Origin of the sequence: Mixta sp. Marseille-Q2659, assembly GCF_940807255.1 — a bacterium.
In the GTDB taxonomy this organism is placed as follows: domain Bacteria; phylum Pseudomonadota; class Gammaproteobacteria; order Enterobacterales; family Enterobacteriaceae; genus Mixta.
This window is the reverse complement of record NZ_CALNWY010000038.1, coordinates 1-14,075: the sequence shown is the minus strand read 5'-3', so window position 1 is coordinate 14,075 and position 14,075 is coordinate 1. Positions and strand designations below refer to the sequence as shown.

Genomic DNA, 14,075 nt, shown 5'->3' with positions numbered 1-14,075 from the left:
GCGCCTTAGCGGCGCGGGAAATAGGTCATTGCCAGCGCTAATGCCAGCACCAGCCCTTTGATAATATCCATGGCGTAATAGGGCACCGACAGCATCACCAGCCCGTTTTGCAGTACGCCGAGGATCACCGCGCCCAGCAGCGTGCCGAGCGCGTTAGGCTTGCCTGCGCCCGCCAGCGAGAGGCCGATCCAGGCCGCCGCCACCGCATCCATCAAATAGCCGCTACCCGCGTTGACCTGCGAGGAGCCGATACGCGACGCCAGCAGAATCCCGCCCAGCCCGGCGAGCAACGACGCCAGCACGTAGGCCAGCACCCGATAGCGAACGGTGCGGATACCGGAGAGGCGCGCCGCTTCGGCGTTGCCGCCCAGCGCGTACATGCGGCGGCCATGTTTGGTCAGCGACAGCGCCAGCTGAGCCACCAGCGTTACCGCCAGCATAATAATCACGATAGTCGGCACCTGGCCGAGCTGGCCGAACGCGGCGGGGATCGTTCCCTCCGCCATATCGCCACTCGGCAGCACCATATTTTCGGTAATCGAGCCGCCGTAACTGTATGTCATCGCCACGCCCTGCACGACAAACAGCGTTGCCAGGGTCGCCAGCATGTCAGGAATACGCAGCACCACAATCAGCAGGCTGTTAAACAGTCCCACCAACGTACAGAGCAGCAGCGTCACGACGATCGCTTCGGTAGTGCTGAAGCCGTACCAGACGAACAGTGAAATCACCAGCGTGTTGGCCAGCGAGGCGGTAGAGCCGACCGAGAGATCGAAACCGCCTACCGTCAGCGAGATCGAAACGCCGACGGCAATCACCGTCACGATGGCGATAGAGCGCAGAATATTGATGATATTATTGGGATCGAGAAAGCTGTCCGAGGCGAGGCCGAAAGCGGCAATCAGCAGGATCACCGTCAGCAACATTCCCCACTTATATAAGAATTCAAACAGCTGGTGGCGCAGCGACGGGCGCGACGTCAGGATCTGGTCTTTGCTGCTCACGCAGGGGTTCCTCCGGTGGAATAGAGTAATAAAGTTTCTTCATCAGTTGCGCTGGCCTCCAGCTCGGCGACAATGCGGCCATCCCACAGCACGCAGATGCGATCGCACAGGCCGACCAGCTCAGAAAATTCGCCAGAGGCGTAGATAATCGCTTTGCCTTCGCGCGCCAGGCCATCAATCAGGTTAAACAGGTCGGTTTTGGCTTTAATATCGACGCCTTTGGTCGGCTCATCGAAAATCAGTACCTTCGCGTCGTTGCGCAGCCACTTGCCGATGGCGACTTTCTGCTGGTTGCCGCCAGAGAGGCGGCGTAGCGGCTGCTGCGGCCCGCGTGTGCGAATGTGCAGCCGCGCGATAATCTGCTGCGCCCAGCGCCAGGCCTGGTGATGGCCAAAAACGCCCCAGCGGGAGAAGCTGTCGTCGGCGGTGACGCTCAGGTTCATCGCTACCGATTCATCAATAAATATTCCTTCGCGCCGCCGCTCTTCCGGCACCAGCGCCAGCCCGCGCGCCACGGCATCGTGCGGACTGCGCGGACGCCACGGCGCACCGTGCAGGCGGCCTTTCGTCACGCGGCTGCGGGAGGCGCCGAACAGCGCCTTGCACAGCTCGCTTTTGCCCGCGCCCGCCAGTCCGGCGATGCCCAATATCTCGCCCTGGCGCAACGTCAGGGCGATATCCTGCAGCAGCCGATCGTCATGCAGCCCGCTGATTTCCAGCACCGTTTCCCCTTGCGGCAGGCTGCGGCGCGGCGGGTAAATATCATCCAGCCGGTGTCCCAGCATCTTTTCAACGATCTGTTCCGCATTCAGTTCCTGCATTGGCTCGCTGCTGACCAGACGCCCGTCGCGCAGCACCGTCATGCGATCGCAGATGGTTTTCAGCTCCTGAATGCGGTGAGAGATAAACACCACGCCGATGCCGCTCTGCTGTAAGCGCCGCACCACGCGAAACAGCCGCTCGCTTTCGTGCTGGTCAAGCGGGGCGGTCGGTTCGTCGAGGATCAGAAAGCGGCAGTGGTGAGAAAGGGCGCGCGCCAGCAGAATTTGCTGTTTCTCGGCCAGCGTGCAGCGCTCTACCAACTGGTTGGCGGGCAGCAGCGACTCCAGCTGCGCCAGCAGCTCGCTCGCCTGACGCCGCATCTCACGCCAGCGATAGCGCACGCCCGGCTCCGCCAGTCGATCCAGCATGATGTTCTCCGCCACGCTGAGCTGCGGCACCAGCGCCACGTCCACTTCCTGCTGCACCAGATGGATGCCGAGGCGTTTCGCATCGCGCGGCGATCGTAGTGTCACCGGCTGGCCGTCGAGCAAAATGTCGCCCTGATAGTCGGCGTACGCACCGGCCAGTACCGCCATCAGCGTCGATTTTCCCGCGCCGTTGGCGCCGGTCAGCGCATGCACCGAGCCGCCAGTCAGCTGAAAGTCCACCTGGCTGAGCGCGGCGAAACCGCTAAATGAGAGGGAGATATGACGCATCTCCAGGCAGTTCAACGCGCCCATGCAGGATCCCCCGGATAAATTAAATAAATGTTTTGCCGCATTTTTTAACGCTGGCTACAAACTGGCAACAACCGAAAGCGCATAAGCTAACACGAAATGTTACTAGCCATCCAGACATCTGGACATATCAGGGGAAGCGGCGGCGGATAGCCGGGGGAAGTAGCGTAATGCGCCACTCCTGCGCTAAAAAATCGGTGCTTTATGCTGGCCTGGGGGCGAACGCGGCGGGCATAAAAAAAGGCCAGACCGGAGTCTGACCTTTTCAGTGAGCGAAGTCTGTTGGGATAAATTACTTCGCCGGGATCACTTTCAGCAGCTCGGTCAGCAGCTGCCAGTAGAGCGCCACGCTGCCGATATGAACTTGCTCGTCCGGCGAGTGCGGGCCGGTAATGGTTGGGCCGATAGAAACCATATCCATATTCGGATAAGGCTTCTTAAACAGACCGCATTCCAGACCAGCATGGATCACCTGAATGTTCGGCGTCTTGTTAAACAGACGCTGATAGGTCTCGCGCACCAGCGCCATCACCGGTGAACTGGCGTCCGGCTGCCAGCCAGGATAGCTGCCTTTTGCCACGCTTTGCGCGCCAGCCAGCTCGCCCAGCGAACTCAGCATCGCCACCACGTAATCTTTGCCGCTGTCGATCAGCGAACGGATCAGGCAGTTGATTTTCGCTTCCTGCTCGGTCATGGAAACCACGCCGACGTTCAGAGAGGTTTCCACCACGCCTTTTGCTACGTCAGAGTTGCGGATTACGCCGTTCGGCGTGCTGTTCAGCAGCGCAATAAAGCGATCGCGGCTGTCGGCAGTCAGCGCCGCGCCGCTGGCGACCGGCTCGGTCTGCAGCGCGATGTTTTTCTCTACGGTGCCCAGCTCATTCTGCAATATCGCCAGGTAACCCATCGCCGCCGATTTCAGCGCATCGATTTTAGCGGCGGGCAGGGCGAAGGTGGCGTAGGCTTCACGCGGGATCGCGTTACGCAGCGTACCGCCGGTAAAATCGATCAGACGCAGATCGTATTCACGGGCGTGCTGCGCCAGGAAACGCACCAGCAGTTTGTTGGCGTTGCCTAATCCCAGATGGATTTCCGCGCCGGAGTGGCCGCCTTTTAAGCCTTTCAGCGTCAGACGCAGCGTTTCGTAATCGGCTGGAACCGCTTCACGTTGCAGCGGCAGCGTCGAGGTAAAATCGATGCCGCCGGCGCAGCCCATATAGATTTCACCTTCTTCCTCGGAATCGGTGTTAATCAGAATTTCAGACTGCAGCCAGTTCGGCTGCAGGCCAAATGCGCCATCCATGCCGGTCTCTTCCGTCATGGTCAGCAGCACTTCCAGCGGGCCGTGCTGTACGCTGTCATCCGCCAGCACCGCCAGCGCGGACGCCATGCCGATGCCGTTATCCGCGCCCAGCGTCGTGCCGCGCGCTTTGACCCATTCGCCGTCGATATAAGGCTGAATCGGATCTTTAGTGAAATCGTGCGCCGTATCGTTATTCTTCTGCGGCACCATATCCAGGTGCGCCTGCAATGCGACCGGTTTGCGGTTTTCCATGCCCGGCGTGGCCGGTTTGCGAATCAGAATATTGCCGACCTGGTCACGGTCGCACCAGAAGCCTTTTTCCTTTGCCCAAGAGAGAATGTGCTGCGCCAGCGCTTCTTCATGAAAAGAGGGATGCGGGATTGAGCAAATTTTGGCAAAAATATCCCACAGCGGTTGGGGTGAAAGTTGAGACAATTCAGACACGACAGGTCTCCTGTGTCATCGATACGCGACTGCGCATCGTTGAAAAATTTCCAGTAATCGATCGCCGTCAGCGAATCTGACGTGATGCAGGGAGAATAACATCCTTTATTGTCCGCTGTGCAGTCAGGCGCGTTAAAATGCGGCAGCCACGCTATCTGGCGCTGGTTTTTAGCGCGTCAGATCCTTATAATGCCGCGCAACCTTTTCCCATTGCATATTTTTTAAGCCAATTCGATTGGCCGGGATTCCTTTATGAGCGAAAAATACGTCGTCACCTGGGACATGTTGCAAATTCATGCCCGTAAACTGGCTCAGCGCCTCCTTCCTGTTGAACAGTGGAAAGGCATCATCGCGGTAAGTCGCGGTGGCCTGGTACCGGCCGCGCTGCTGGCACGCGAACTCTCCATTCGTTATGTCGATACGGTATGTATCTCCAGCTACGATCACGACCACCAGCGCGAAATGAACGTGCTGAAGCGTGCGGAAGGCGACGGCGAAGGCTTTATCGTTATCGACGATCTGGTTGATACCGGCGGCACCGCGCAGGCGATCCGTGAAATGTATCCGAAAGCGCGTTTTGTCACCATTTTCGCTAAACCGGCCGGCGCGCCGCTGGTGGACGATTATGTGGTTGATATCCCGCAAAATACCTGGATTGAGCAGCCGTGGGATATGGGCGTGGCCTTTGTGCCGCCTATCGTCAATCGTTGATTGACCTGCATCAAAACAGCGCCCGGTTCGTCCGGGCGTTGTCGTTTCTGCGGGTCGCGCCGCCGTAGTCGGTAACGTACACTGTAGTCTCGTCAATGCGCGGCGGCAGGAGAAGCGACACCATGTCAGCAAAAAATCTCAGCGAAGAACTCTTTAAACCTCGATTTAAACACCCGGAAACCTCGTCACTGGTGCGCCAGCGGCATCATCTCACGTCAACAGTACAATCCACGCTGGATGGGGAAAGCCATACCGGCTGGTATCGAATGCTAAACCGCCTGCTCTGGAGCTGGCGCGGCCTGTCGCCGCTGGAAATCAGCGAGGTGCTGGCGCGTATAGCGGTGAGCGACGCGGAGCGCACCAGCGACCAGCTGCTGGATACGGTCATCGGCTATCGTGGCGGCAACTGGATTTATGAGTGGAGCAAGCAGGCGGCGCTGTGGCAGCAGAAAGCGATGGACGCGGGCGAGACGCCGGAAGCGGGCGAACACTGGCTGCATGCGGTCAATCTCTACAGCCTGGCCGCCTGGCCGCATATTAAAGGCGATGAACTGGCTGAACAGGCGCAAACGCTGGCGAATCGCGCCTATGAAGAGGCCACGCTGCGGCTACCTGGCGAAATGAAAGAGCTGGAGTTTCCCATTCAGGGCGGCAGCCCGATTACCGGCTTCCTGCATATGCCGCCCAACGTCAGCGCGCCTTATCCCACGGTATTGCTGTGCGGTAATCTCGACAGCCTGCAAATCGATCACTATCGCCTGTTTCATGATTATCTGGCGCCGCGCGGCCTGGCCATGCTGACCATCGATATGCCATCGGTGGGATTCTCATCAAAATGGAAGCTCACTCAGGACACCAGCTTCCTGCATCAGCAGGTGCTGCGCGGGCTGGAGAGCATTCCCTGGGTGGATCATACGCGCGTGGCGGCGTTAGGTTATCGCTTTGGCGCGAACGTGGCGGTGCGGCTGGCCTATCTGGAAGCGCCGCGTTTGCGCGGCGCGGCCTGCCTCGGCCCGATAGTTCATGCGCTGCTGGCGAATGCCGCACAGCAGGAGCGCGTGCCGGATATGTATATCGACGTGCTGGCGAGCCGCCTTGGTATGGCGCGCGCCACGGATGAAGTGCTGCGTACCGAACTGAACCGCTATTCGCTGAAAACCCAGGGGCTGCTTGGACGCCGCACGCCGACGCCGATGCTGGCTGGCTACTGGCAGAACGATCCCTGGAGCCCGGAGGAAGATGCCCGGCTGATTGTGAACTCATCCGCGAACGGCAAGCTGTTGCCGATCGGCTTTACGCCGGTGCTGCATAACTTCGATCGGGCGTTGCAAACCATCTGTGACTGGCTGACACAACAGTTGAAGTGATAAGTTGCTATTCTGCATCAGTTTGCTAAAACTGTTAGCTCATTTAAGGAGGTGTAAACCATGACGTTACCGAATGGACATCCACGAAGCCGGTTAATTAAGCGTTTTACCGCGCTGGGTCCCTATATTCGCGAAAATAAATGCGAGAATGAGCGGTTCTTTTTCGACTGCCTGGCCGTTTGCGTCAATGTTAAACCTGCACCGGAAAGCCGTGAATTTTGGGGATGGTGGCTGGAGCTGGACGCGCAATCCGATCACTTTACCTATCAGTACCACTATGGCCTGCATGATAAAGATGGCAACTGGAAGCCATGCGCTATCAAAGGTAAAGAGAATGAAGAGAAGCTGGAAGAGACGCTGCGTAACTTCCATGAGCGTTTGAAGGCACTGCTGACCGAGCTGAATGTGGGGCTGCAGCCCGCGCAGGGCGCCAGCGAACAGCCGGTAAAGCTCACCGCATAAACAGACCCATTAAAAAGAAAAGGCAGGCGCGAAGCCTGCCTTTTTTACGATGTGACCGCATCCATCGTCCCGCCTTCTGTTGCAGCAATACGGAGTATTCAGAAGGCTGACCGCCGGATGCCGCGTATCAGAACTGGTAAGTCAGACCGACCGCAACGATGTCGTCGGTGTTGCGGCCCAGCGTGTTGTCGTCATCCAGCAGGTTGATTTTGTAATCCACAAAGGCGGACATGTTTTTATTGAAGTAGTAAGTCGCGCCCACGTCAGCGAATTTGTAGTAATCCGCATCGCCGATGCCGCCTTCAATGTCTTTTACCTTAGTCTGCACGTAAGCCAGCGACGGACGCAGGCCGAAATCAAACTGATACTGCGCCACCAGCTCGATATTCTGCAGCTTGTTCGCATAGCCGCTCACCGCAACATCGCTGCCGCCGACCGGCGGTGCCGCTGATCGGTTCATATTGCGCGTTTCTGCGTAAGTGGCTGCCAGATAAACGCCGTTGTCATCATATTTCAGGCCGGTTGCCCAGGCTTCAGCCTTTTCACCGCCGCCGAACGCGCTGTTTTTCTGATCCAGCGTGCGGTTAGAGGAGGAGACCGCGCCCTTAATGCTCAGGCTGTCGAGAATTTTATAAGAAAGCGAAGCGGCCATGCCGTCACCGTTGGAGACGCCATCGGCGCGGGTGCTGCTTTCATTTTTACCCTGATACTGCAGGGCGAAATCCAGCCCATCCACCAGGCCGAAGAAATTAGTATTACGGTAGGTGGCCACACCGTTGGTGCGGGTCAGCATATAGACGTCGGCAGAGGTATACGCGGTCGCGCCGAATTCCGGCATCATATCGGTAATGGCTTCAACATCGTAAATCAGGCCATAGTTACGGCCATAATCCAGCGAGCCGTAATCACTGACTTTAATGCCGGCAAAACCCAGGCGGGTTTTATTGCCCACGTTGGAATCGCTTTCCGGGTTATTTACGTTGTACTGATATTCCCACTGGCCGTAGCCGGTCATGATGTCGTTAATCTGTGTCTGGCCTTTAAAACCAATACGCACATAAGATTTATCGGCATTGTTGCTGGCGTTAGTTTCCGCGTCGCTGATATAACGCATCGCTTTCACTTTGCCGTAGAAATCGAGCTTATTGCCGTCCTTGTTATACACTTCTGCTGCCTGCGCGGCGGTCGTCAGAGCCAGTGCGGATACCAGCAGTGCCAGTGCGTTCTTTTTCATTTGATATCAATCCCGATGAGTAAAGAAATAAAGTTTTGTGAAAACTGTTGTAAAAGCAGGAACGTTTTACCGGGATGAGATGAATGTTTTATGAAGCTTTTCCGCTTTTCTTGTTAAACCCGAACTTTTGGTCTACGCCACTGTCAGGAAATTTCCGCGCTTTTCCCGTGGTGCCTGTTGGCATCCTTGCCCACTCCTGATAAAACGTCCCTTCACAGTCATTTTTACTACGGCAGGAAAACATGAGCGGCAGTCAGACCTTAGTGGTCAAACTGGGAACCAGCGTGCTGACCGGCGGATCGCGTCGGTTAAATCGGGCACATATTGTGGAATTAGTTCGCCAGTGCGCACAGCAGCACGCGGCGGGCCATCGAATTGTGATCGTAACTTCTGGCGCGATGGCTGCCGGACGTGAACACCTGGGTTACCCGGAACTGCCGCCTACCATCGCCTCAAAGCAGCTGCTAGCTGCGGTGGGGCAGAGCCGTTTGATCCAGCTGTGGGAACAGCTGTTTTCTATCTATGGCATCAACATCGGACAGATGCTGCTGACGCGCGCGGATATGGAAGATCGCGAGCGCTTCCTTAACGCGCGCGATACGCTGCGCGCGCTGCTGGATAACAATATCGTGCCGGTTATCAATGAGAATGATGCGGTGGCGACGACCGAGATTAAAGTGGGCGATAACGACAATCTGTCGGCGCTGGCGGCGATCCTGGCGGGCGCCGACAAGCTGCTACTGCTGACCGATCAACCTGGCTTATTCACCGCCGATCCGCGTAATAATCCGCAGGCGGAGCTGATTGCCGACGTGCATGCCATTGACGATGCGCTGCGCACCATCGCCGGAGACAGCGTTTCCGGCCTCGGCACCGGCGGCATGGCCACCAAACTTCAGGCGGCGGATGTCGCCTGTCGCGCCGGGATTGAGGTGATTATCGCTGCGGGCAGCCGCCCGGGCGTAATTGGCGAAGCGATCGAAGGGAACGCGGTTGGCACTCGTTTCCATGCACAGCAATCCCCGCTGGAGATGCGTAAGCGCTGGATTTTCGGCGCGCCGCCTGCCGGTGAGATTGTGATTGACGACGGCGCGTTGTCGGCGGTGCTGGAGCGCGGCAGCTCGCTGTTGCCAAAAGGCATTCGCGAAGTGAGCGGCAACTTTTCGCGCGGCGAAGTCATCCGCATTCGCAGCCTGCTGGGACGCGATATCGCTCATGGCGTGTCACGCTATAACAGCGATGCGCTGCGGCTGATTGCCGGTCACCACAGCCAGGAGATCACCAACATCCTGGGTTATGAATACGGTCCGGTTGCCATGCACCGCGACGATATGATTGTCAGCTAAGGAGCCATCAATGCTGGAAGAAATGGGTAAGGCGGCGCAAGCCGCTTCATATCAGCTGGCCACGCTGACCACGGCGGAGAAAAACCGCGTATTGATGACGATTGCCGACCAGCTGGAAGCGCAGAGCGCGGAGATTCTGGCGGCGAACGAGCAGGATTTGGTGGATGCGCGCAACAACGGCATGAGCGAAGCCTTGCTGGATCGCCTGATGCTGAACCCGGCGCGCCTGAAAGCGATCGCTGATGATGTGCGCCAGGTTTGTCGGCTGGCCGATCCGGTCGGCTTACTGATCGATGGCGGACGGCTTGACAGCGGCCTGCGCATTGAACGGCGTCGCGTACCGCTCGGCGTGGTCGGCGTGATTTATGAAGCGCGTCCGAACGTGACGGTGGATGTCGCTTCGCTCTGCCTGAAAACCGGTAACGCCGCTATCCTGCGCGGCGGTAAAGAGACTTATCGCACTAACGGCGCCACGGTGCGCGTGATTCAGTCTGCGTTGCAGCAGCATGGCCTGCCAGCGGGCGCGGTGCAGGCGATTGAAAGCCCGGATCGCGAGCTGGTAAATCAGCTGCTGAAGCTGGATCGCTACGTAGATATGCTGATCCCACGCGGCGGTGCCGGATTGCATAAGCTCTGCCGTGAACAGTCAACGATTCCGGTGATTACCGGTGGCATCGGCGTTTGCCATATCTATATTGACGCCAGCTATGAGCTGGAAGCGGCGCTGAAGGTGATCGTTAATGCGAAAAAGCAGCGCCCCAGCGCCTGCAACTCGGTTGAGACGCTGCTGGTGAATGAAGCGATCGCGGATGATTTCCTGCCTGCGCTCAGCCAGCGCATGGCGCAGGAAGGCGTAAAGCTGCACGCTGATGCACGCTCGCTGCCGCTGTTGCAGCAGGGCCCGGCGGAAGTTGAAGCGGTGAAAGAGGGCGAGTATGACGATGAATGGCTGTCGCTCGATCTGAACGTGCGGGTAGTGAAGGATATGGATGAGGCGATCGCACATATTCGTGAACACGGCACGCAGCATTCCGATGCGATTCTGACGCGCGATACGCGTGCGGCCGAGCGCTTTGTTAATCAGGTAGATTCGTCTGCGGTTTACGTGAATGCCAGCACCCGCTTTACTGACGGCGGCCAGTTCGGGCTCGGCGCTGAGGTGGCGGTAAGCACCCAGAAGCTGCACGCGCGCGGCCCGATGGGCCTGGAAGCGCTCACCACCTATAAATGGGTGGCCTATGGCGACGATACGGTCAGAGCGTAAAGGTGAAATCAGGTCTTGATGCAAGCTGTTACGGGTAATCAGGTCTTAACGCCAGCTGCTGCGGGTAATCAGACCTTAACGCCAGCAGACGGTTAATCTGACGTAACGGTTTTTCCAGCAGATGTTAAAGGCCGCTCGTTTTTCTCTCGCTTTGGCGACAAAACCAGCATACGATGCGGCGCCTCTTGACTCAGGCGCCGCTTTTTTTTAACGTTACAGCCCGTAGCACCTCTCCTCAACGCCGATATAGCTCAGTTGGTAGAGCAGCGCATTCGTAATGCGAAGGTCGTAGGTTCGACTCCTATTATCGGCACCAATAAAATCAACGCTTTACGCTATATTCACCAGATCAGCAAATCCACCTTGTGTCATTTTTGTGTCATTACCTCCCAAAAACGAGTCTATTTGCATCGCGTGCTGGGTTAGATGGCTGGGTGCCAGGTGAGCATAACGCTGTACCATTTCGATACTTTCCCAACCGCCCATCTCCTGAAGTGCTGAAAGCGGAACCCCCGACTGCACAAGCCAGCTCGCCCATGTATGTCGAAGGTCATGAAACCGGAAGTTTTCAATCCCCGCTCGCCTTAACGCAGCCCTCCATGCCGTGTTAGCATCAACACGCATCTTCCTGACAGATTGCGTTCTGGTTCCGTCCGGGCGCACCGACGATTCCGTATGAACGAATACCCAGCGGTTATGTTTGCCAACCTGATCGCGAAGTATCTTGCAGGCCGTGTCATTAAGGGCGACCCCAATCGCCCTACCTGCTTTAGCGTCTTCAGGGTGTATCCATGCAACCTTTCTTTGCATATCGATTTGCGACCATTCAAGGTTAACGATATTTGAACGCCGCAACCCGGTAGCCAGGGCAAACACAACAACCGGCCGGAAGTGATCTGGCATCTCCCTGATAAGCGATTTTGCTTCTTCTTTTGTCAGCCAGCGGATGCGTTTGTTCTTCGGCACCGGGCACCGAATGTTGGGCGCTTTCTCTATCCATTTCCATTCATTGGCCGCGCAACGAAGCAAAGCCCGGATAAAAGCAAGGTGAGTCGCTTTTGTTGCCTGTGCGGCTGGCTTCTCCTTGTATGGCGGAAAAGGCTTCCCCTGCCTGATTTTGCTGTCCCGCATGGCTTCCCAGTTCATAAGGTGCTTGCGGTTTACCATTCCGGCCACCGCCTCCAGAATTTTATCTTCCGTGATTTCACTCAGGTTCTTCCCTTTGAAATGCTGAAGCCAGAATCCGATCCGGCTTTTATCGTCATCAAGACTCTTTTTATACTGCTTCTCATTGAGCCAGCGCACGCAGGCTTCTTCAAACGTCCTGTTTTTGTACTCACCCAGTTTCTCTACGCGCCACGCTTCTGCCTTCAGTTTGTCATAGAGTTCCTGAGCCTGCCTTTTGTCCGATGTTTCAAGAGACCGTCTAATTCGCTTGCCACCAGGCGTAACGAAGTGGCAGTGCCACGTACTCCCACGGAGTTGGATTGACATGCTTTATCCTCCTGCATACCAACCGCATTCACGGCCCGATTGTGGATCGGGTTCTTCAGAGCCGCAATACAGTCTGACTTACAAATTAGATAGGGGCTTTTCTTTTTATCAGGGTTTATCTGCGTAGCTGCGAGCCTGCCTGACCGTATCCACTCAGAAACGGTGCCTTTATCAATGCGCAGGAATGCCGCAGCTTCTTCACGAGTGAAGACCTGCTCTTCCATATAGACCTCTACAGGTAGTTGAATATTGCTCTGGCGATGATGATCGCAATGATTGTGATGAGAAGGTGGAGTGGGGTGATCATGTGTTTGAAATCATTTTTGCAAAATTTTCAGCCCGCTCCCTTTTGAGTCTGCTGATATCATCCTGCATCTCCTTAAACGGTAAATCTTTCCGACATCTTTGAAGCGTGTAGCCACACCGCGCCATATACCATAGAAACGTATCTACGACATAAATGTGACCATCGCGAGCGTTACCGTTCTCATCTGCATTCTGAATGGTGTTGTGCATAGCATTGAATAGGTCTTTCTGCGCATGAAAGTCGCGGAACTCAGGCGGCATGTAATTACCGCTTTTTAGCCAGGCGTAAAGTGGAACGTCAGACATAACAACTCCTCACGCATAGCGCGATAGTGAAAGTGAATAGGGGGAAGGGGAGATTAGCGGCTGCGGAACCCGTTGCAGTCGCGTAGGAATTCGATGAGGTAGGCTTTCATTCTGGCATGTGAGCGGTGGTCATTTCCGTTAACCCATCCATCTGGCGGCGTCCACGGCTCTATCAATGCTGCCATTTTCTTCGCTCTGCTGGGCGTGACGTCCAACGGATCATTGGCATGCTGGTATCAACAAGCTTTTCCATGCCTGGTATATCCAGCACTTTAAACCATGTGCCGTTAGGCAATCCCAGTCCGCATATGCGCTGGCCCGGACGGCGTTTATCGATTAATTCAACTGACATGTTTTGTCTCCTTATCCACCTGCCGCACATAGAATGACAACCAGCGCTTTGCTGGAAACGTACCGGGCGGGAGGCATTGAATTGTTCTGGCGTGTTTATCGAGAAGGGTGGTTATGATGCTGTCGTGGTCTGACTTTGGCTGGCCGTCGATGGCCTTGAGGATTTCAGCTCTGCACTTCCTTGCTACGGAGCGAATGGCATTCTCCGCTTCGGGCGTCATTATTCCTCCAGGCAATAAAAAACCCCGCCGGAGCGAGGTATGATTTGTAATAGCTACAGCTTAATTAACTATGAAAATGTACCGCGGCGCTTCTTTGGTTCACTGCCGTCTAACCTGCTAATAACAGCATCGGCATATCGAATGGCTGCATCTGCACATTTTTCTGCGGTAGTGCTTTTCTCGTTACCTGAGGAAAGGATGCCCTGCATCGCCATACCTATCAGCCACTCTCTGTACTCAATTCCAATGGGTTTGCCAGAGCTATTTTCACTCATAAAAGTTTCTCTACTTCAGTTATTGGTCACTATTTAGTGCAACAAACTTAACTTAACAGTCAATACCTATTTGAATACTTCCCCGCACACAAGCTGAGCCAGCGAGCGACGCTCATTCAGCCTGGCCTTAATGGCTTCGCATTCTGCTTTGGTGGGATAGATGGTTTCAGTAACGGGTAGGGCTTGAGAGTGAGCGGTAATGATGAGGATGAAGCCTGTCAGCATTTATGCCTCCGGTTTCGGTGCTGCTTCGAGCATGTCACGCCACGAAAGCAGCATGTTTTCTTCACAGTCTAGCGTTGTGCGATTTCCGCAATGACTGCAATTCCCGTCAGCGACCGGATGGATTTGGCTGAGCATCTCTTTGCTGGGCTCAACCGGCACAATCCTCCATCCTGCCAGCGCCTCATACTGCTGCGCGGTGTTGTCGATGGGTTCGCTTAACTCTTTGCAGTGTGCAATCGCCGTGTTGTAACCTGCAGCCCAGT

The 14,075-nt window shown here is 56.0% G+C and carries 15 protein-coding genes, 1 tRNA gene and 1 pseudogene; 6 read left to right on the top strand and 11 right to left on the bottom strand.

Features of this window, described 5'->3' with window-relative positions:
* Nucleotides 1-5: 5 nt before the first annotated feature.
* The 3 genes from P3C52_RS18735 to pepD form a co-directional block, all read right to left on the bottom strand.
* Nucleotides 6-1,004: an ABC transporter permease gene (locus P3C52_RS18735; protein WP_275556419.1), complete on the bottom strand. Its 999-nt coding sequence runs from the start codon at nt 1,002-1,004 to the stop codon at nt 6-8.
* Nucleotides 1,001-2,506, bottom strand: coding sequence for a sugar ABC transporter ATP-binding protein (locus P3C52_RS18730; protein ID WP_275556418.1), 1,506 nt, complete (start codon nt 2,504-2,506; stop codon nt 1,001-1,003). Before P3C52_RS18730 ends, P3C52_RS18735 begins: the two co-directional genes overlap by 4 nt.
* Nucleotides 2,507-2,795: 289 nt before the next feature.
* Nucleotides 2,796-4,250, bottom strand: a complete 1,455-nt coding sequence (pepD, locus tag P3C52_RS18725) for a beta-Ala-His dipeptidase (RefSeq protein WP_275556417.1) — start codon at nt 4,248-4,250, stop codon at nt 2,796-2,798.
* 252 nt (nt 4,251-4,502) lie between these two features.
* Here pepD and gpt point away from each other — a divergent pair, with 252 nt between their 5' ends.
* The 3 genes from gpt to crl all read left to right on the top strand — a co-directional run bounded on the left by gpt (nt 4,503) and on the right by crl (nt 6,790).
* A complete protein-coding gene (gene gpt, locus P3C52_RS18720; protein ID WP_275556416.1) occupies nt 4,503-4,961 on the top strand; it encodes a xanthine phosphoribosyltransferase in 459 nt (152 codons plus the stop codon).
* Nucleotides 4,962-5,083: 122 nt separating this feature from the next.
* Nucleotides 5,084-6,328 carry an esterase FrsA gene (gene frsA, locus P3C52_RS18715; RefSeq protein WP_275556415.1) on the top strand — a complete coding sequence of 415 codons (1,245 nt, stop codon included), beginning with the start codon at nt 5,084-5,086 and terminating at the stop codon, nt 6,326-6,328.
* Nucleotides 6,329-6,388: 60 nt separating this feature from the next.
* Nucleotides 6,389-6,790, top strand: coding sequence for a sigma factor-binding protein Crl (crl, locus tag P3C52_RS18710; RefSeq protein ID WP_275556414.1), 402 nt, complete (start codon nt 6,389-6,391; stop codon nt 6,788-6,790).
* 127 nt (nt 6,791-6,917) lie between these two features.
* Here the strand turns inward: crl and P3C52_RS18705 are convergent, their stop codons facing one another.
* Entirely contained in the window at nt 6,918-8,024 is a 1,107-nt protein-coding gene (locus tag P3C52_RS18705) for a porin (protein ID WP_275556413.1), read from the bottom strand.
* A gap of 242 nt (nt 8,025-8,266) precedes the next feature.
* Here P3C52_RS18705 and proB point away from each other — a divergent pair, with 242 nt between their 5' ends.
* The 3 genes from proB (at nt 8,267) to P3C52_RS18690 (ending at nt 10,950) form a co-directional block, all read left to right on the top strand.
* A complete protein-coding gene (gene proB, locus P3C52_RS18700) occupies nt 8,267-9,370 on the top strand; it encodes a glutamate 5-kinase (RefSeq protein ID WP_275556412.1) in 1,104 nt (367 codons plus the stop codon).
* A 10-nt stretch (nt 9,371-9,380) separates the two neighbouring features.
* Nucleotides 9,381-10,634: a glutamate-5-semialdehyde dehydrogenase gene (proA, locus tag P3C52_RS18695; protein WP_275556411.1), complete on the top strand. Its 1,254-nt coding sequence runs from the start codon at nt 9,381-9,383 to the stop codon at nt 10,632-10,634.
* 240 nt (nt 10,635-10,874) lie between these two features.
* Nucleotides 10,875-10,950: transfer RNA gene (locus P3C52_RS18690), tRNA-Thr, on the top strand.
* A gap of 14 nt (nt 10,951-10,964) precedes the next feature.
* Here P3C52_RS18690 and P3C52_RS18685 read toward each other — a convergent pair.
* The 7 genes and pseudogenes from P3C52_RS18685 to P3C52_RS18655 form a co-directional block, all read right to left on the bottom strand.
* Nucleotides 10,965-12,122: a site-specific integrase gene (locus tag P3C52_RS18685; protein ID WP_275556432.1), complete on the bottom strand. Its 1,158-nt coding sequence runs from the start codon at nt 12,120-12,122 to the stop codon at nt 10,965-10,967.
* Nucleotides 12,005-12,352 (bottom strand): helix-turn-helix domain-containing protein, encoded by a 348-nt coding sequence (locus P3C52_RS18680; RefSeq protein ID WP_275556410.1) that lies wholly within the window; start codon nt 12,350-12,352, stop codon nt 12,005-12,007. Before P3C52_RS18680 ends, P3C52_RS18685 begins: the two co-directional genes overlap by 118 nt.
* Nucleotides 12,353-12,431: 79 nt before the next feature.
* The gene (locus P3C52_RS18675; RefSeq protein WP_275556409.1) at nt 12,432-12,740 is read right to left on the bottom strand and encodes a hypothetical protein; all 309 of its coding nucleotides are present in this window, start codon (nt 12,738-12,740) and stop codon (nt 12,432-12,434) included.
* A gap of 53 nt (nt 12,741-12,793) precedes the next feature.
* A pseudogene (locus P3C52_RS18670) lies at nt 12,794-13,092 on the bottom strand (hypothetical protein).
* Nucleotides 13,082-13,312, bottom strand: coding sequence for a hypothetical protein (locus P3C52_RS18665; protein WP_275556408.1), 231 nt, complete (start codon nt 13,310-13,312; stop codon nt 13,082-13,084). Before P3C52_RS18665 ends, P3C52_RS18670 begins: the two are co-directional and overlap by 11 nt.
* Nucleotides 13,313-13,380: 68 nt before the next feature.
* Nucleotides 13,381-13,587, bottom strand: a complete 207-nt coding sequence (locus tag P3C52_RS18660) for a hypothetical protein (protein ID WP_275556407.1) — start codon at nt 13,585-13,587, stop codon at nt 13,381-13,383.
* A gap of 225 nt (nt 13,588-13,812) precedes the next feature.
* Nucleotides 13,813-14,075, bottom strand: a 263-nt coding sequence (locus P3C52_RS18655) for a hypothetical protein (RefSeq protein WP_275556406.1), incomplete at its 5' end; no start/stop codon positions are given.